Source organism: Corynebacterium variabile (assembly GCF_006539825.1).
GTDB classification, from domain to species: domain Bacteria; phylum Actinomycetota; class Actinomycetes; order Mycobacteriales; family Mycobacteriaceae; genus Corynebacterium; species Corynebacterium variabile.
Genome location: NZ_BJNT01000012.1, coordinates 1 through 17,483 on the forward strand (window position 1 = coordinate 1; position 17,483 = coordinate 17,483).

13 protein-coding genes and 1 pseudogene are annotated in these 17,483 nt (G+C 68.7%); 6 read left to right on the forward strand and 8 right to left on the reverse strand.

Annotation, left to right across the window (positions count from 1 at the left end; genetic code table 11):
- Window positions 1-112: 112 nt before the first annotated feature.
- From CVA01_RS07720 to CVA01_RS07730, 3 genes are read left to right on the forward strand one after another with little or no spacing between them, the layout of a single operon-like run.
- Window positions 113-1,027, forward strand: coding sequence for a nitroreductase family protein (locus CVA01_RS07720; protein ID WP_170209727.1), 915 nt, complete (start codon window positions 113-115; stop codon window positions 1,025-1,027).
- 45 nt (window positions 1,028-1,072) lie between these two features.
- On the forward strand, window positions 1,073-2,158 hold the full coding sequence (locus CVA01_RS07725; protein WP_174775623.1) for an LLM class flavin-dependent oxidoreductase: 1,086 nt from the start codon (window positions 1,073-1,075) through the stop codon (window positions 2,156-2,158).
- An 11-nt stretch (window positions 2,159-2,169) separates the two neighbouring features.
- Window positions 2,170-3,825 carry an ABC-ATPase domain-containing protein gene (locus CVA01_RS07730; RefSeq protein WP_141329807.1) on the forward strand — a complete coding sequence of 552 codons (1,656 nt, stop codon included), beginning with the start codon at window positions 2,170-2,172 and terminating at the stop codon, window positions 3,823-3,825.
- Here CVA01_RS07730 and CVA01_RS07735 read toward each other — a convergent pair.
- From CVA01_RS07735 to CVA01_RS07750, 4 genes and pseudogenes are all read right to left on the reverse strand, one after another.
- Window positions 3,797-4,971, reverse strand: a pseudogene (locus CVA01_RS07735) (benzoate/H(+) symporter BenE family transporter). The gene CVA01_RS07730 and the pseudogene CVA01_RS07735 sit on opposite strands and share 29 nt — an antisense overlap.
- 32 nt (window positions 4,972-5,003) lie before the next feature.
- Window positions 5,004-6,095, reverse strand: a complete 1,092-nt coding sequence (locus tag CVA01_RS07740; RefSeq protein WP_073884765.1) for a 2,3-butanediol dehydrogenase — start codon at window positions 6,093-6,095, stop codon at window positions 5,004-5,006.
- Between the two features lie 144 nt (window positions 6,096-6,239).
- Entirely contained in the window at window positions 6,240-7,226 is a 987-nt protein-coding gene (locus CVA01_RS07745) for a nucleoside hydrolase (protein WP_141329809.1), read from the reverse strand.
- Window positions 7,227-7,245: 19 nt separating this feature from the next.
- Window positions 7,246-8,004, reverse strand: coding sequence for a DUF1684 domain-containing protein (locus CVA01_RS07750; RefSeq protein WP_141329811.1), 759 nt, complete (start codon window positions 8,002-8,004; stop codon window positions 7,246-7,248).
- 84 nt (window positions 8,005-8,088) lie between these two features.
- Here CVA01_RS07750 and CVA01_RS07755 point away from each other — a divergent pair, with 84 nt between their 5' ends.
- Window positions 8,089-8,952 (forward strand): sulfurtransferase, encoded by an 864-nt coding sequence (locus CVA01_RS07755; protein ID WP_141329813.1) that lies wholly within the window; start codon window positions 8,089-8,091, stop codon window positions 8,950-8,952.
- Window positions 8,953-9,039: 87 nt separating this feature from the next.
- Here the strand turns inward: CVA01_RS07755 and CVA01_RS07760 are convergent, their stop codons facing one another.
- Both CVA01_RS07760 and CVA01_RS07765 read right to left on the reverse strand, forming a co-directional pair.
- On the reverse strand, window positions 9,040-10,410 hold the full coding sequence (locus CVA01_RS07760) for a M20/M25/M40 family metallo-hydrolase (RefSeq protein ID WP_141329815.1): 1,371 nt from the start codon (window positions 10,408-10,410) through the stop codon (window positions 9,040-9,042).
- Window positions 10,407-11,267 (reverse strand): MetQ/NlpA family ABC transporter substrate-binding protein, encoded by an 861-nt coding sequence (locus CVA01_RS07765; protein ID WP_141329817.1) that lies wholly within the window; start codon window positions 11,265-11,267, stop codon window positions 10,407-10,409. The genes CVA01_RS07760 and CVA01_RS07765 overlap by 4 nt, the downstream gene beginning before the upstream one ends.
- An 86-nt stretch (window positions 11,268-11,353) precedes the next feature.
- On the opposite strand from CVA01_RS07765, the gene CVA01_RS07770 reads away from it, so the two are divergent.
- Window positions 11,354-12,865, forward strand: coding sequence for a lipase maturation factor family protein (locus tag CVA01_RS07770; RefSeq protein WP_244938199.1), 1,512 nt, complete (start codon window positions 11,354-11,356; stop codon window positions 12,863-12,865).
- Between the two features lie 14 nt (window positions 12,866-12,879).
- On the opposite strand, the gene CVA01_RS07775 is transcribed toward CVA01_RS07770, so the two are convergent.
- Together CVA01_RS07775 and CVA01_RS07780 are read right to left on the reverse strand one after the other, a co-directional pair.
- Entirely contained in the window at window positions 12,880-14,262 is a 1,383-nt protein-coding gene (locus CVA01_RS07775; protein ID WP_141329819.1) for an aspartate aminotransferase family protein, read from the reverse strand.
- Window positions 14,263-14,271: 9 nt separating this feature from the next.
- Window positions 14,272-15,774, reverse strand: coding sequence for a CoA-acylating methylmalonate-semialdehyde dehydrogenase (locus CVA01_RS07780; protein WP_141329821.1), 1,503 nt, complete (start codon window positions 15,772-15,774; stop codon window positions 14,272-14,274).
- Window positions 15,775-15,871: 97 nt separating this feature from the next.
- Between CVA01_RS07780 and CVA01_RS07785 the strand changes: the two genes are divergently transcribed.
- A complete protein-coding gene (locus CVA01_RS07785; protein ID WP_244938200.1) occupies window positions 15,872-17,458 on the forward strand; it encodes a PucR family transcriptional regulator in 1,587 nt (528 codons plus the stop codon).
- The last annotated feature ends 25 nt before the right edge of the window (window positions 17,459-17,483 follow it).

Genomic DNA, 17,483 nt, shown 5'->3' on the forward strand with positions numbered 1-17,483 from the left:
GCTGCTCACCAGGACAGTGTCCCGGCCGCTCGCGGCGACCCGGACTAATCTACACACCCCGCCGCGACGCCACAAACTGCCAGGTCAGAGTACCTGTGGCACCATGGTGACCATGACCGTCAGCACAGACATCCAGGCTCTCCTCGCCCGGCGTTACGGGCACACGGCATCCTTCACTCCCCCGTCCTGGAACAGCACCCTCGATCTCATGGTCAGCCACCGCTCTGTGCGACAGTGGTTACCCCGCGACCTCGACGACGCCACGCTGCGCACCGTTCTCGCCGCAGCACAGTCGGCACCGACTTCCTCCAACAAGCAGATCGTCTCAGTCCTCGCCGTCCGGGATACGGCGGCGAAGCAGCGCCTCGCGGCCGTCGGCCGGCAGATGTCCCAACACATCATCGATGCACCTGTCACCCTCGTCTGGCTCATCGATTTCTCCCTCGCCCGCTTCCTCGCAGCCGAGGAAGAGACAGACACCGCCGCGGGGAGCACTCCCGCACCCGCCGAGGCCGGTCACGGTGTGACCGGTCGCCCTGCCACCGACCTCGGCGCGCTGAACTACATGGACGAACCGATGATGGCGGCAGCCGACATCGGCATCGCCTCGCAGAACGCTGCCCTCGCCGCGGCGTCGCTCGGCCTCGGCACCGTCTTCCTCGGCTCACTGCGCAATGACATCGACGAGGTCCGCGACGCCCTCGGTATCCCGGATAACGTCGTCCCCTTCCTCGCACTGGAACTCGGGTACGCCGATCCTGCCGAGAACGCCGGCATCAAACCCCGGTTGCCGATGGAGCTTTTCCTCCATGAGGACCGCTACCGGAACCCTGATGACGATCCCGCCGCCACCACTGAGCTGCTCGAGAACTACAACGACGCCCTGGCGACCTACTACTCCCGCTACGGTGCGCACCAGCGCTGGTCAGACCAGCTCCTCAACCGCCTGAGCGCGAAGGCGACCGAGAAGTCGAAGCGTCGCTTCCTCCGGGATGTCCTGGTCAGGGCCGGGTTCAACCTCCGATGATCAATTAAGGTGACATGTCAACTATATCGGCGTAGAGTCACTCCCATGAACACCGCAGACTGGCCGGATACCACCCACATCACCTCCCTGACCCCGGACAGTGACCCGAACCTGCCGCTGAAGAAGCTCGGCTTCCTCACCATCGGCACCTTCGATCCCGCCGACCCGGTCACCGGCATCAACGCCACCCTCGACATCATCAGCCTCGGTGAGGACCTCGGTTTCGACAGTGCCTGGCTGCGCAACCGCCACATGCAGTACGGCATCACCTCCCCGATGACCGTCATCGCCGCCGCCTCCCAGCGCACCAGCCGTATCAACCTCGGCACCGCGGTCACACCGCTCGGCCCGGAGAACCCCCTGCGCCTGGCCGAGGACATGGGCACCGTCGACCTTCTCACCGGTGGACGTCTCAACCCCGGCGTCTCCGTCGGCACCCCGATGCGCTTCGACGGGTGGAAGGACGCCCTCTACCCGGACACCGCTGAGACCGAGGACTTCTCCAAACGTCGAGTCTCCCGGCTCGTCGAGAACCTCCGCGGCGACCATGTCGGCAACTTCCCCGCACTGAAGAATGCGGAAGACTTCTCTGATGTCGTCCAGCCGCACTCCCCCGGCCTGGTCAACCGGCTCTGGTACGGCTCCGGCTCGCGCGCCTCGACACAGTGGACCGCGGAGAACGGGCTCAACTTCCTCACCTCCAGCGTCATTTCCGCCGAGGTCAGCGACAATTTCGACGTCAACCAGCGCTCCCAGATCGACCTCTACCGTGAGCACTACTCCGACGTTCTCGGCGGGACGCCCCGGATCTCCCAGGGACTTGTCGTCATCCCCACCGACCACGCCACCTCCGAGCAGAAGGCCCGCTACCAGGCCTATGTCGACCACCGGGCGTCCGTCGGCGTCGGCCGGATCCAGCAGTTCGGGCCGAAGAAGATGATCACCGCCCCCGACCTCATCGGCAGCTCCGACGAGATCGCCGAGCAACTCATCGAGCTGGCCGCCTTCCGCGCGGTCGAGGAAGTCGCCTTCGCGCTCCCCTTCGACTTCGAGGCGGACGACTACACCCAGATCCTCACCGACATGGCCGGCGAGCTCGGCCCGAAGCTCGGGTGGACACCTGCCGCGTAGGCTCGGCGTCCATGACAGGACAGCCTCTCGACCGTCTCCTGACCGGCCTCGACGAGTCCGGGTACGGCAGCTACCGGAAGCTCACCGGGCGCCGTTTCCCCGTCGGCGATCCCCGGGACGACCTGGAACTCACCCTCGAGCACGTCCAGGCCGACCCCTACGCCCCGCCGTCCGCGCTGCGTGTCGACCTTCCGTTGCGCTACACGGGTATTCCGGGGGATCTGCTCGCGGACCCCGTCCCGGTGCGCGACCATCTCCTCCGGCGTCTGGCGGGCGCCATCGACCGGCGCAATCCGCGCGGTGGGAAATCGGCGGGGCACCTGCGCATCGACGTGCCTGGCCAGGAGATCCTCGACCGCAGCGCCGTCACCGTGCACAACGGGGACATTCTCCGTATCCGACTGCAGGCCGCGCTTCCCGCCCACGGCCGCCGGATCAACGGTCACGCCGCCGCCGACCTGCTCTGCGGCGTCCTCCCGGATATCCTCGGGGATGCCCTGCTCGACCTCACCGAGGAACTCCTGGAACCGCTGCGGAAGCAGGTGGACTCCTGGCGTGACCAGCAGTTTCTCCGAAATGCGCTCCCGGGACACAACCTCGTCGGATTCCTCGCCGACGGCGCGTTTCTGCCCCGGACATCCGGGGACTCCCAGCGCCCGATGAAGGACGCCGTGCCCTTCACCTCCCCGGAGAGCCTGCGCTCGACGGTCGAGCTGCCGTCTGGCCGGAGTATCACCGGGCTCGGCGTCCCGACCGGTGTCACCCTCATCGTCGGCGGCGGCTACCACGGCAAATCCACTGTGCTCAAGGCCCTGGAACGGGGCGTGTACGACCACATTCCCGGTGACGGACGCGAGCTCTGCGTCACCGTCGACGACGCCGTCACCCTGCGTGCCGAGGACGGCCGGGCGGTACGCGGTGTCGACATCTCCGCCTTCCTCCACGACCTGCCCGATCAGTCGGGCGCCACGAACACCACGGACACCACCGACTTCTCCACCACCAACGCCTCCGGCTCGACCTCCCAGGCGGCGGGTCTGGTCGAGGCGTGCGAGGCCGGGGCGTCCTGCCTGCTCATCGACGAGGACACCTCGGCAACGAACTTCCTGGTCAGGGACGCCCGGATGCGCGTCCTCGTGCCCGCCGGCAAAGAGCCGATCACCCCGCTGGTCGACCGGGCGCGTGCCCTGTACCGCGATCACGGGGTCTCGACCGTCCTTGTCGCCGGCGGCTCCGGGGCTTTCCTCGATGTCGCGGACACGGTCATCATGCTGGACGCCTATCACCCGGTCGATGTCACCGCACAGGCCCGTGAGCTGGCGGAACCGGTGGCGGAGAGTGCATCCTTCCCGATGCCCGGCGGCCGGACGCCACGGGTGGGACAGACCAGGAAGCCGCCGCAGGCGAAGGAGCGGGACACCATCAGACACGGCGACGGGGAGCTCGACCTGTCGGCCTGCGTCCAACTCGTCGACACCTCACAGACCCGCGCGATCGCCGCGCTGCTCCCCTTGCTCGACAAGACCCCCGGCACGCTGGTGGAGAAGGCGCGCACCCTGCACGACCGGATCCGCGACGACGGTTGGGAGGTCCTGCCCCGGGCCACCGGCAGTCTCGCACTGCCGAGGGTCCAGGAGATCACCGCCGCCGTGAACCGGCTGCGGTGATCCCGACGACGACCACGCCGGCGACCAGGGCCCAGAACGCCGCGCCGATCCCGAAGAACGTCGTACCGGATGCCGCGACGAGGAAGGTCACGATGGCCGGCAGCCGCAGCGGCTCCTCCGACCAGGCCCCCTGCACCGCACCGCCGAAGGCCCCCAGCAGCGCCACACCGGCGACCGCGGCGAGCAGTCCGACCGGTGCGGACGCCGCCAGCGCCACGACCGCCGCGGCAGACACGGCGAGCACCAGGTAGGTCGACCCGCTCCACACCGCATTGCGCCAGCGCAGATCCTTGGCCACCCCGGTCGCCGGGTCGGCGGACCGGGCCGCGGAGATCGCCGCCAGATTGATCGCGCTACCACCGGCCGGCGCGACAAGCAGGCTTCCGACACCGGTGGTGACCAGAGCGTCCTTCCACGGGGTGTCATAGCCGAAGGTCTTCAGGACAGCGACGCCGGGCAGGTTCTGTGACGCCATGGTCACCACGTACAGCGGCAGTGCGATTCCGACGACCGCCCCGACGCCGAACGTCGGGGTGGTGAACTCCATATGCGGAGCCATCGCGGCGGTGTCGAGTGAGGCTGCGTCATCGATGAGCAGATGCACCGCAATGACCACACCGGCGGTGAGGAAGGTCAGCGGCACCGCCCAGCGGGGAACAAGGACCGTGCCGGCCAGCCACACGACCAGCACGGGGATCACCGCACCCGGCGACGTCTCCAGCCCCGTCACCGCCTTCATGCACAGCGGCAGGAGGACCCCGGCGAGCATCGCCTGCGCAACCGGGGTGGGGATGGAGGACGCCAGCCTGCCGAGCGCAGGCCACAGCCCGGACAGGACAAGCAGCAGGGCGCAGACGATGAATGCGCCGACGGCGTCCCCGAACCCCTCGGCGGAGGCCCCGGCGGTACCGAGAACCGCGCCGCCGGGCGTGGACCAGGCCGTCGTCACCGGGACGCGGTGGCGCAGCGCGAGCCACAGGGTGGACGCACCGACGACCAGGCACAGGCCCAGCAGCCCGCTGGCGGCCTGTCCGTCGGAGGCGCCGCGGCGTGCAGGCCGGTGAGGATGACGACGAAGGAACCGGTGAAACCGACCAGTGCGGTGATGATGCCTGCGGACGCGGAAGCGGGACCTGTAGATGTCACAGGTCCCGCATGATTCTCCGCGTGGTGGGTGCTTACTCCAGCCCCTCACCGGACGGGGAGACGAGGATCTTCACGGCGGTCTCGTTGCGGTTGATGAGGGTGTCGAAGCCCTCGTCGACCAGGCCGTCGAGGCCGATCTTGCCGGTGATGAACGGCTTGAGGTCGATCTTCCCGGATTCGACCAGCTTGATGGTGTCCGGGTGGGAGTTGACGTAGCCGATGGTGCCGCGCAGGTCGATCTCCTTCATGACGAGCTTGTGCATGTTGAAGTCGGACTTGTGGCCCCAGATGGAGACCACGACGATGACGCCGGTGGGGCGCACCGCGTCCATCAGCGTGTCGAGGACGACCTGGACGGAGGTGCACTCGAAGGCGACGTCGGCGCCCTTGCCGTCGGTGAGCTTGTTGACCTCGTCGACGATATCGGTCTCGGCGGGGCTGAAGGCGTGGGCGGCGACGCCGGAGTCCAGGGCCTTCTGGCGGCGCAGCGGGGACAGCTCGGACATGACGACGGTGACGCCCATGGCGTTGAGGACGGCGGCGGTGAGCAGGCCGATCGGACCGGCGCCACCGATCAGCGCGACCTTGCCGGCGCCGTTCTCCTCGGTGATGCCGGAGCGCTTCACGGCGTGGTAGCCGACGGACAGCGGCTCGATGAGTGCGGCCTCGTCGAGCGGGAGGGAGTTGTCGATCCTGTGCACCCAGCGACGGCGCACGACGATGTTCTCCGAGAGTCCGCCGCCGCGTCCTGCCAGTCCGATGAAGTTCATGTCCTCGGAGAGATGGTAGGTGTCGTTGTCGGTGGAGGTGTCCACGTCATCGCGGATGATGTAGGGCTCGACGACGACGTGGTCGCCGACACTGAGGTCGGTGACGCCCTCGCCGACCTCGGAGATGACGCCGGAGAACTCGTGGCCGAGAGTGACCGGGGCGGTCTCCCCGGAGATCGGGTGCGGGGTCTCGCAGGTCGGGCAGAAGATCGGGCCGTCGAGGTACTCGTGCAGGTCGGTACCGCAGATGCCGCACCAGGCGACGTCGATGCGGACGGTGCCGGGCTCCAGGGTCTGCTGGTCGATGTCCTCGATGCGGATGTCGTGGTTGCCGTAGTAGCGTGCTGCCTTCATGGGGTTCTCCCTGTTCTCGGTGTTTTTCGCGCGGGGCGGACTGTGGACCAACCTCCCGCTGACACTTACCGATCGTAGGCCTCCCCGGTCACAGAGGCACTGTGAGAAAGTAGACCCTCCCAAAACCTCCCCCCGGGGGTTGCGTCAGAGACTCTCCAGCAGTTCGGTGAGCAGATCCACGTAGCCCGGCGCGGTCTCCAGCACGACGCGCACCGTCGCCCCGGGCACATCCCCCGGCGCCTTGCGCTGACTGCGCAGATCACAGACGGTGCTGCCACGCGAGGGACCGTCGGTACAGTCGACTTCAACATGGACCCGCGGGGCATCCAGCAGCGCCACCTCGCCGAGCATGATCGCCGCGGCGAGCGGGTCGTGCAGGGCGGCGGCGCGGCGTCCGAGAACCACGGTCTCGTAGAAATTGAGGTACACGTCGAGCATTTCCCCGCAGGCCCGGGCATACGGGGAGGTGGCCTCGGCGAGGCGTCGCCGGTACGTCTCGTCGAGGGTGTGCTCCATCGTCGTATCCAGCGGCACCAGGGTCACGGGCCAGGACGCCGCGACCGTGGCCTGCGCGGCCTCCGGATCGTGCCAGATATTCGCCTCTGCGGCGGGCCGGGCATTGCCCGGCACCAGGGCCGCTCCACCCATGACGGTCACCCCGGCGATGCGGTCGACCAGCGTCGGATCCCGGACAAGCGCGTGGGCCAGGTTGGTCAGCGGGCCGATGGCGAGGATCTGCAGTTCGCCGGCGTACTCATGGGACAGCCGGACCAGGAGGTCCACGGAGTCCTCTGTGTCCTCAGTGTCCGGGGCGGCGTCCGCTTCCGGCAGGGATGCGCGGACGCCACCGATGCCGTCGTCGCCGTGCACCGCGACCGCCCCGCCGGAGAACTCCCCCACCAGCGGTTTCCCCGCTCCGACCGCGACGGGGACGGCGTTGTCGCCGGAACGTCCGGCCAGGTTCAGCAGGCGCAGCGTGTTCTCGGCGGCACCGGCGGCGTCGATGTTGCCGTGGACGGTGCCGACGCCGACGAGCTCCGCATTCGGGGACGCCAGCAGGTGCCCGAGGGCGAGGGCGTCGTCGATACCGGTGTCGCAGTCGAGGTAGACGGGGTGGAGAGTCTCGGTCATTCCCGGGAGTCTACTGACCTCACCTCCTGACCACCCGCTTCTCCCCGGCCAGGACGGCGACATCGAGAACGTTCACCGCCGACGGCAACGGGCACAGGTACGCGTCGGAGAAGGCGGAAGCCGGCAGCCAGGCGGCATTGAAGTCGATGGTGGTGTGGCCGTCCGGGTCTGCGGCGGGCACGTTGAGGAATCGGAAGGGATGGGTGCCGGCCTGCGCCCCGGCGTCCCCGAAGGAGACGAAGTAGTCACCGTTCTGCTCCGTGACCTGCAGGCGGTGTGACTCCCCCGGCGCGTCACCGGGAACGGAGAAGCTCAACCAGCCGACGACCTCTCCGGGCCCCTCCACGCCGTCAGCGCTGATGACGGTGACTGTCTGCGGGTCCGCGGTGAACTCCGCTTCGACGACCCAGGCGTCATCCTGCCCGAAGACCTCGACCCCGGTCACGGAACAGGCGCCGCCCGAGTCGCGGTCGAAGGTGCGCAACGCAGCGACCCCGGCGCGGGCATGTCCCGCGAGGACGCGCCCACCGTCGACGATGCGGTCGCCGGGGGCAAGCCGGACCTGTCCCTGCGGGTTGTCCGGGAGCCCGGTCCCGATGACAGCACCGTCAGCGGTGTACCAGGTTCCGGGGGCTCCGGGGACGGTGACGGCGTCTGACGGGGAGGACGCCCGGATCCAGTGGGTGCCGGTGAGCGCCGCGAATTCCTGCTGGTCGGCGGTGAGAGGCCTGATGTCGGTGAGCGTGGTTGTGTCTGCTGCGGTATCTGGGTGTGTCATGGCCCTACCCTGCCCCTGGTCGTGCACGGGACGCCAGTGATGCGTTCACCGTGAGCCCGTCGGAACTGCGGTACACAGGAGACCATGACTCTCATTACCGCCACTGCCCTGCGCGACCTGCTCACCACCGAGGCTCCGGTCCGCGTCCTCGATGTCCGGTGGACGCTCGCCCACCCCGACGGACAGGACGCCTTCGCCGCCGGTCACATCCCCGGCGCGCAGTACGTTGACCTGGACTCCCAGCTCAGCGACCATTCCCGCACCGGGCTGGGACGCCACCCCCTGCCGACCGGTTCTGCACTGCAGGAGTCGCTGCGCAGCCTCGGCGTCAGTGACGGCGACACGGTCGTGGTCTACGACGACGCCCAGGCCGCCGGGTCCTCGCGTGCCTGGTGGACACTCACCGCCGCAGAAGTGAGTGATGTACGGGTCCTCGACGGCGGGTGGGCCGCCTGGCAGGCCGACGGCGGCGAGAGCGAGACAGGTACGGGGAGGACGCCGACCCCGGGTGATGTCACCGTCACCCGTGATGACCTGTACGACGGCGCCCGTCGCGTACTGACCGAGGAACAGGTCGCACACACCGGAGGACTCGGCGTCCTGCTCGACGCCCGGGCACCGGAGCGATACCGCGGGGAGACCGAGCCGATCGACCCGGTGGCCGGGCACATCCCCGGTGCTGCGAACCTCCCCTCGACCGCGGTACTCGACGAGGAGGGCCGGTTCCTGCCGGCGGACCAGTTACGCGAGGTCTTCGCCGGTGTGGGTGTTGCGGAAGGTGACGGTGACCCGGTCTCCGGGGCCTACTGCGGCTCCGGGGTCTCGGCCGCGGTCCTCGTCGCCGCAGCGGACTCTGTCGGCATCAACCTGGCACTGTTCCCCGGTTCCTGGTCCCAGTGGTCGCAGGACCTCGTGGACAGGTCCGCTAGCCACACCGGACTGGACTGAACGCGGGTTTGCGCCGACTTTTCGCTCCATCTGTGGCACAGAATGACCGGTATGTCGGCGCAAACTCCCGAGGAAACGGGTGGACACCTACCCCACGAACCGCGCGACCAGCGACCGGTAGGCCTCAACCGTCAACCGCAGGTCCTCGAGGTAGAGGTGCTCGTCATGGCTGTGCAGTTCGGCGTTGATGTCCGCCAGCGACCGCTCGCGGGCGTTCAGGGCGAAGCCGTAGCCCACGCCGCCGAGCCGACGGGCGAAGCGGAGGTCCGTCCCGCCGGCGGAGAGCACCGGAACGACCGCCGCGTCCGGGAAGAACTCCCCGACCGTCTCCGTGATCGCCGCGTACAGCGGGGAATCCACCGGACTGACCTCGGCAGGCTCGCAGATGAGCCGCTCGAACTCGACCTCGTCAGCCAGATCACCCAGCGCGCGACGCAGCTCGGCGTCCACGTCCTCGTCGGTCTGCCCCGGCAGCGTACGGATGTCCAGCTCCAGATACGCCGAGCTGGGCAGCACATTGATCGCCTTGCCGGCAGACAGCACCGTGGGTGAGACCGTCAGGTGGGAGACCGCGTGAGCGTACCGGGCCAGGTCGGTGAAGGCGAGGTAGTCGTCCTCCTCCGGGGCGGTGACCAGGGCGTCCTGAATCTCCGGGGAGAAGCGGAACGCGGTCACGAAGCCGGACCACAGCGGGTCCTGCGAGACCGCCGGGGCGATGGCGGCGATACGCCGGGCGGCCTCGGCGATCCGGGCGATCGTGAGGTCGCGTCCCCACGGCTGGGACCCGTGGCCGGGTTCGCCGGTGACGTGCAGCCGACGCTGTGCCGCACCCTTCTCCCCCACGGTGACGACCACGGCGTCCGACCCGTCGGCGACGGGCAGATGCGAGCCGCCGGTCTCGGAGATGCAGTTACGCCAGTCGAGCACCTCCGGGTGTTCGGCGGACAGCCACTTCGCGCCGAGACCGCCACGGGCTTCCTCGTCCGCGACACCGACGAAGGTAAGTGTCCCACGGGGAGGACGCCCGGCAAGTGCTTCCCGTGCGACCTCACGGGTCACCACGGCCATCGGCGCAGTGAGTCCGAGCATGTCGATCGTGCCGCGACCGTAGATCCGGGCGTCCGCACCGGAGCCCTCGATCTGTGCGCCGAAAGGGTCTCGTGTCCAGTGGGCAGCGTCCACCGGAACGACGTCGGTGTGACCGAGGAAGGTCAGCGGTTCGGCGTCCGGGTCGGAGCCGGGCACGGTGACGATGATGCTGGTGCGCCCCGGGCGCGGCTCCAGTCGCTGGACGGTCACCGCGCCGGAGTCGCGACCTGCGGCGATCTCGGCGGAGAAAAACTCCTCGAGACTGTCGGCGTTGCGCACCTCCTGGCCGGAGTCCGGGGTGAGGTCGTTGACGCAGGCGTTGCGGACCAGGGTCTGCAGCAGTGTCAGGGAATCGTCGAAGAGGGTCACTTCGCGGCCTCCGAGGTGGAGGCGTCCTCACTCTCCGGCACGAACCAGTAGCCGTCCTTATTCTCCTCGGCGAGGAAGTCCGCGAACTCCTCGGAGTGGTAGGCGTCGACCACGGCCTTCGCCCGGTCCGAGTCCTTCTGGTCGGACTGGGTGACGGCGACGAGCACCAGATCCGGCAGCAGCTCCTCCTGCAGCACCTGCAGCTTCGGGTCGGTGCCGGCGGCATAGGAGCGGGAACCCGGGATGACGGCCCAGTCGACGTCATCGAGGGCACGCGGGATGATCGAGGAATCCACCGTGTCGATCTTCAGGTTGTGCGGGTTCTCGGCGATGTCCTGACCGGTGATCTGCGTGTCATCGGTGCCGGGCTTCAGGGTCAGCCAGCCGGCCTGCACGAGGATGCGGTAGGCGCGGGACGTATTGGAGGAGTCGTCCGGGATGGAGACGGTCTGACCGTCCTTCACGTCATCCAGACTGGTGTGCTTCGAGGAGAACAGGCCGGCCGGGACGGTCGGGATCTGGGTGAGGGACGCCAGGTCGGCGTTCGAGTCCCGGTTGAAGGCCTCCATGTAGGCGGTGTGCTGGTCGACGTTGAGGTCCGCGCTACCCTCCTGCAGGGCGATATTCGCCTGCTGCAGTTCGGTGTAGTCCTTGAACTCCACGGTGTAGCCCTCGTCCTCGAGAATCGGGGCGACCCCGTCACGGAAGAGGTCGGTGTAGGGCCCGGGGGACGCGGCGACGCGGATGGTCTGGTCGTCGCTGTCGGAGCCGTCGTCGGCGCAGGCGGACAGACCGAAGGCGAGGCCGGCGGCGAGGGTGGTCGCGCCGAGGGTGCGGAAGATGCGGGACGTGTGCATGGAATTCTCCTGTCATGGGAAGTCAGCGTCAATCATGCCAGACTAGACCAAGCCGTCTGTTTTGGTGAGGGTGGGGGTGTCGGGAGATGACCACGCCTACCCTGGTGACCATGAACGGGTTCGCCGCCGTGGACTTCGGGGTGGCCCGTGAGGTCCTCCAGCGGGGCATCGCGGCGCTCTACCTCATCGGTTTCCTCTCCACGCTCCTCCAGTTCCGACCGCTGGCAGGCGAGCACGGCCTGCTGCCTGCCCCGGCCTTCCTCGACCGGATGCGCCGGCTCCGGGAACGCAGCGGGAAGAAAGTGCTGCGTCCCACCGTGTTCAGCCTGGTCAGATACACCGACCGTCGCCCGGTCGCACTGTGCACGGCAGGCTGCGTCCTCGCGGTGATCCTCATCGCCGGACTCCCCCAGGCCGGCCCGCCGTGGGTGCCGATGCTGTGCTTCCTGGCGATGTGGGGCGGGTACATGTCCGTCACCGCGATCGGCCAGCGCTTCTACGGCTTCGGCTGGGAGATGCTGCTGTGCGAGGCCGGGTTCCTCGCCGCCTTCCTCGGCTCAACCGCGCAGCCGCCGCCGACGGTCATCCTCGTGCTGTTCTGGTGGCTGCTGTTCCGGCTGGAGTTCGGCGCCGGGATGATCAAGATCCGCGGCGGACGCGAATGGCGCGACCTCACCGCACTGACCTTCCACCACGAGACCCAGCCGATGCCCGGACCGTTCAGCCGGACCGCGCACCTGCTCCCCCGTTGGTTCCACAAAGGCGAGGTCATCGGCAACCACGTCACCCAGCTGGGCGTGACCTGGCTGCTGTTCGTCCCGGTGTTCTCGCTGGTCACGGATCAGTCCTGGCCGATGGTCGTCGGGGCGGTCGCGGCGGGTGTCATGGTGGTGACGCAGCTGTGGCTGGTCCTCACCGGCAACTTCGCCTGGCTGAACTGGGCGACAATCGTCCTCGCCTTCGCCGCGGTGGGGATCCCCGGTTCCGGCTCCGACTTCAGCTCCGGGGAGGACGCCGCCCTGCCCCTGTGGTGGACGGTCCTCACCACCACCGTCGCCGTAGTGTATCTGGGTCTGAACTGGCCGGCGGCACGCAATCTCTTCTCCCGGAACCAGGTGATGAACGGCGCCTTCAACCGGTGGGGGCTCGGCAACGCCTACGGTGCCTTCGGGACGGTGACGAGGACCCGCACGGAGTACGTCATCGAGGGAACGCTGGCCGAGAATCCGTCCGAGGAGGACTGGGCCGAGTACCAGTTCCGTGGCAAACCGGGCGACGTGATGCGGCGTCCCGGTCAGTTCGCGCCCTACCACCTGCGGCTGGACTGGATGATGTGGTTCCTTCCCCTGGGAGACCGGCTCGACGGCTGGTTCGCCGTCCTGCTGCGCCGCCTGCTCGAGGCGGACGCACCGACGCTGCGGCTGCTGGCGTCCGACCCCTTCGACGGGCAGGCACCCACAGCCGTGCGGGTGATCTCGTACCGCTACCGCTTCACCGACCGGGCCGAGCACCGGAGGACCGGCGCGTTCTGGGTACGGGACCGTCGCTACGAACTGGTCCCGTCGGTGGATCTGGAACAGATGCTCCGGAGCAGTTGATCGGCCGACGCGCTCTACTGCGCATACCTGTCGAGTTCGCCGAGCGCGCGGTCGATGACTTCGAGGCCGCGGACCAGGTCCTCCTCGGAGATGACCAGCGGTGGGCCGACGTGGACGCCGTTGAAGTGGGTCCACGGCCACACGCCCCCGGCCTGACAGAGCTTCGTGAACTCCGCCATCGGGGCGTTGTCGGCTCCGGCGGCGTTGAACGGGACCAGGGGTTCGCGCGTCTCCCCGTCCTTCACCAGCTCGATGGCCCAGAACAGCCCCAGGCCGCGCACGTCACCGACAACCGCGTGCTTCTCCTTCATGGCCTCCAGGCGGGGCTTGACGACGCGCTCGCCGAGATCGCGGGTGCGCTCGAGGATGCCCTCGTCGACGAAGGTCTTCATCGACTCGACCGCCACGGCACAGGCCAGGGGGTGGCCCGAGTAGGTCAGACCGCCGCCGAAGGACCGGTGGGCGTAGAACTCGCGGATCTCGTCGGAGATGACGACGCCGCCGAGCGGCACATAGCCGGAGTTCACGCCCTTGGCGAAGGTGATGAGGTCGGGTTCGATATCCCAGTTGTTCACGGCGAACCACTGGCCGGTGCGTCCGAACCCCGCCATGACCTCGTCGGCGATGTAGAGGATGCCGTATTTCGTGCACAGTTCGCGCACGCCGGCGAGGAAGCCGGGCGGCGGGACGAGGATGCCGTTGGTGCCGACGACGGACTCCAGGATGATCGCGGCGATGGTGCCCGCACCCTCCAGGATGATCTGCTGCTCCAGGGAGCGCAGTGCGGCGGCGGTCTCCTCTTCCGCGGTCTCGGCCTGCCACATCGAGCGGTACAGGTAGGGGCCGAAGAAGTGGACGACGGAGCCGTCGCCCGGCTCATTCGACCAGCGACGCGGGTCGCCGGTGAGACTGATCGCGGTGGAGGTCGCACCGTGGTAAGAGCGGTAGGCGCTCATCACCTTCGGCCGACCCGTGAACGCGCGGGCCATGCGCACGGCGTTCTCGTTGGCGTCCGCCCCACCGTTGGTGAAGAAAACGTGGTTGAGGTTGCCGGGGGCGACCTGGGCGATCATCGCGGCGAGCTGGGCGCGGGCGTCGTTTGCGAAGCCGGGGGCGATGGTCGGCAGGGTGTCCGCCTGGTCCTTGATCGCCTGGATGAGCCGCGGGTGACTGTGGCCGAGGTTGACGTAGACGAGCTGGGAGCCGAAGTCGAGGAACTCGCGTCCCTCATAGTCGGTGAAGGACGCCCCGGAGCCGGACGCGACGGGTAGCGGGTTGATCTCGTCCTGGGCGGACCAGGAGTGGAAGACGTGGGCGTGGTCGAGATCGCGGACAGCCTCATCGGTGGACGGGCGGGCCGGGAAGTACGTGTCGGATGCCTGTGCAGTGGTAGTCATCAGTGATTCCTAGTTGGTCGGGAAGCCCATGGTGATCTGGGACTCGGACGGCAGCGGCCAGCGCTCGGTGACGACCTTGCGCCGGGTGTAGAAATTGAACGACTCCGGCCCGTACATGTGCGTGTCACCGAACAGGGAGTCCTTCCAACCACCGAAGGAGAACGACCCGATCGGCACCGGGATCGGCACGTTGATGCCGACCATGCCGACCTCGATATCGAACTTGAAGGACCGGGCGGTACGTCCGTCGCGGGTGAACACGGCGGTGCCGTTGGCGTACCGGCAGTTGTTGATCAGCTCGACCGCCTGGTCGTAGGTGTCGACACGCACGACCGACAGGACCGGCCCGAAGATCTCCTCGTCGTAGACCGCCATGCCGGGCTTCACGTTGTCGACCAGGGTCGGGCCGGTGAAGAAACCGGTGGTGGGCATGTCGTGGTCACGACCGTCGACGACGACGGTCGCACCCTCGGCAGCAGCACCGGCGACGAAACCCTCGATGCGCTGCTTGGACGCGGCGGTGATCACCGGGCCCATGTCCGCACCCGGGGTGGTGCCGTCGCAGACCTTGACGTCCTTGATGCGCTGTCCGATACGGGCGACGAGATCGTCGGCGATGTCACCGACGGCGACGACGACCGAGACGGCCATGCAGCGTTCACCGGCGGCACCGTATCCGGCGGAGATCGCCGCATCCGCGGCGGCGTCGAGATCGGCGTCGGGCATGACGACCATGTGGTTCTTCGCCCCGCCGAGGGCCTGGACGCGCTTGCCGTTGGCCGCGGCCCGGGTGTAGATCGACGTGGCGATCGGGGTGGAGCCGACGAAGGACACGGCCTTGATGCGCGGCTCGTCGAGGATCGCGTCGACGGTCTCCTTGTCACCGTGGACGACGTTGAGCACCCCGTCGGGCAGGCCTGCCTCGCGGAAGGCTTCGGCGAGCCAGAGCACGGCGGAGGGGACCTTCTCGGAAGGCTTGAGGATCACGGTGTTGCCGGCGGCGATAGCGGTGGTGACCATCCACAGCGGGACCATGACCGGGAAGTTGAACGGGGTCACGCAGGCGACGACACCGACGGGCTGACGGATCTGGGACACGTCCACACCGGTGGACGCCTGTTCGAGGGTTTCGCCTTTCATGTGGTGGACCAGGCCGGCGCAGAATTCGACGTTCTCCAGGCCGCGGGTGATTTCGCCGTCGGCGTCGTCGAGGACTTTTCCGTGTTCGGCGGTGACGATGGCGGCGAGTTCGGCGCGGCGGGCGACGATGATCTGGCGGAGGTTGAACATGATGTTCGCGCGCTTGGCCATGCCGGTGGCACGCCAGCCGGGCAGGGCTGCGGCGGCGATGTCGACGGCGTGTCCGAGGGTGGTGGCGTCGGCGAAGGGCAGGGTGCCGGTCTGCTCTCCGGTGGCCGGGTTGTACACCGCTCCGGTGCGGTTCGCGGTACTGATCGCCTCGCCACCGATGAGGTGGTGGAGGGTCTCGATGTCGTTGAGGGTGCTGGTCATCCCGGCTCCTTGAAGTCGTGGGTGTGTCGTGCTGTCCCCACGGACATTACGGCGACGCCCCCTGCGGCACAGCGGCGATCTGTGGCACTCTGTGCCTGTGACTGAACAGACTGTCAACCACACGCTGACCGTCCAGGATACGCTCGCGTTGCCCGCGTTCCGGAACACCGCGGTGCGCGTCCTTGTCGGTGAGAGCCAGCTCGACCGACCGGTGCGCTGGGTCCATGTCGCCGAATCCGCCCGCGCCGGCCAGCTGCTCCGCGGCGGAGAGCTGCTGCTGGCCACCGGGTCCGGCTGGGGTGCGGACGCCGCGTCCCGGCGCGCCCTGGTCCGGTCCTTCCATGACGCCGGGGCCGCGGCCCTGGTGCTGGAGATCGGCCAGTACTGGTCCGACGTGCCCCAGGAGGTCGTGGCGGAGTGCCGGCGGACCGGGCTGCCGCTGATCACCACCGGGTCGGAGATCCGCTTCCTCGATGTGTCCGAGCAGGTGCACGCCACACTGCTGGGTCGCGAGATCGCCCGGGTGGAGGCGATGCGCGAGGTCGCCGAGACCTTCACCGCGATGATCGTCGACGGTGCTCCCCCGCAACAGCTCATCCTCCAGGCCGCCCGGCTGCTCGGTGCGGCGGTGGTGCTGGAGGATCCGGCGCACCGGGTCGTCTACTACGCCGTGGGCCTGGAGCTGCCGTCGTCACTGCTGGATAACTGGGCGTCCCGCTCGGCGCGCTGGTCGGCGGCGGTCGGCCGGGTGGGGATGGTGGCCGAGCCGGTGGCATTGCCGGACGCCGCGGGCTGGTGTGTGGATGTCATGGCCCGCGGGACGCACTGGGGCCGTCTCCTCGTGCTCGGTGATCCGTCGCCGGTGGCGGGGACATCGCATGTGCTGCGGCAGGCGGCCATGGCGTTGGCGGTGGAGCGGCTCGGCGCGTCTCGCCCGTTCACCTGGGAGGACCTGCTGCACCGCGCGGCGATGGACCGGCTGACCGGCAACCTGTACACCACCACCGACGGGCTGGCGGAGGTGCTGGCTGCGTCCGGGTTCCGGACGCGGAACCGCTCGCTCATCGCGGTGGAGGTGCGGGGTGGTGCCGCCGGCGCCGTGGACGCCACGGCGGTGCGCCGGATCGCGGACCGGACCGGTTGGGATGTGCTGGCGGCGCCGGGCGATGTCACAGAGGGAGCCGCGACCGACCTGACCGACCGGATCTGGGCGGTGGTCTCGGCGCCTGTCGGCGGCGACCCGCTGTCGATGCTGAAGTCGTTGACGGGTTGGCCGGGGGCTGCGGTGCTGCTCTCCCCCGTACGTCGGGACGCCAGCGACCTGGCCCGGGCGCTGCGGTCGCTGTCGCGGGTGACCGAGGCGGAGCCCGGCGTGACCGTCATCGGAGGGACGCCGGTCTCGACGCTCGTGGATTCGTTGAGCGCCGACGTACATGTCCGGGATTTCTCCCGGTGGCTCCTGGGGCCGCTGGTCGACCATGATGCTCGGCACGGCGGTGATCTGGTGGAGACGCTGCGGGTGGTGCTGGAACATCCGGCGTCCCGGTCGGCGGCGGCGACGGCACTGCACCTGTCGCGGACCTCACTCTATGCACGGATCGCCACAATCGAGCGGCTGCTGGACATGGACCTGGCCGACGGCGAGGTGCAGTTCGCGCTGGGTCTGGCGGTGCGGGTGAGGTGAGGTAGCCGGGGTTCGCGCTCCCCTC

What these genes read in the sequence shown, in the direction of transcription:
- CVA01_RS07720 (WP_170209727.1), top strand. Translation starts at nt 113, where the DNA reads ATGACCGTCAGCACAGACATCCAGGCTCTCCTCGCCCGGCGTTACGGG.
- CVA01_RS07725 (WP_174775623.1), top strand. Translation starts at nt 1,073, where the DNA reads ATGAACACCGCAGACTGGCCGGATACCACCCACATCACCTCCCTGACC.
- CVA01_RS07730 (WP_141329807.1), top strand. Translation starts at nt 2,170, where the DNA reads ATGACAGGACAGCCTCTCGACCGTCTCCTGACCGGCCTCGACGAGTCC.
- CVA01_RS07740 (WP_073884765.1), bottom strand. Translation starts at nt 6,095, where the DNA reads ATGAAGGCAGCACGCTACTACGGCAACCACGACATCCGCATCGAGGAC.
- CVA01_RS07745 (WP_141329809.1), bottom strand. Translation starts at nt 7,226, where the DNA reads ATGACCGAGACTCTCCACCCCGTCTACCTCGACTGCGACACCGGTATC.
- CVA01_RS07750 (WP_141329811.1), bottom strand. Translation starts at nt 8,004, where the DNA reads ATGACACACCCAGATACCGCAGCAGACACAACCACGCTCACCGACATC.
- CVA01_RS07755 (WP_141329813.1), top strand. Translation starts at nt 8,089, where the DNA reads ATGACTCTCATTACCGCCACTGCCCTGCGCGACCTGCTCACCACCGAG.
- CVA01_RS07765 (WP_141329817.1), bottom strand. Translation starts at nt 11,267, where the DNA reads ATGCACACGTCCCGCATCTTCCGCACCCTCGGCGCGACCACCCTCGCC.
- CVA01_RS07770 (WP_244938199.1), top strand. Translation starts at nt 11,354, where the DNA reads ATGACCACGCCTACCCTGGTGACCATGAACGGGTTCGCCGCCGTGGAC.
- CVA01_RS07775 (WP_141329819.1), bottom strand. Translation starts at nt 14,262, where the DNA reads ATGACTACCACTGCACAGGCATCCGACACGTACTTCCCGGCCCGCCCG.
- CVA01_RS07780 (WP_141329821.1), bottom strand. Translation starts at nt 15,774, where the DNA reads ATGACCAGCACCCTCAACGACATCGAGACCCTCCACCACCTCATCGGT.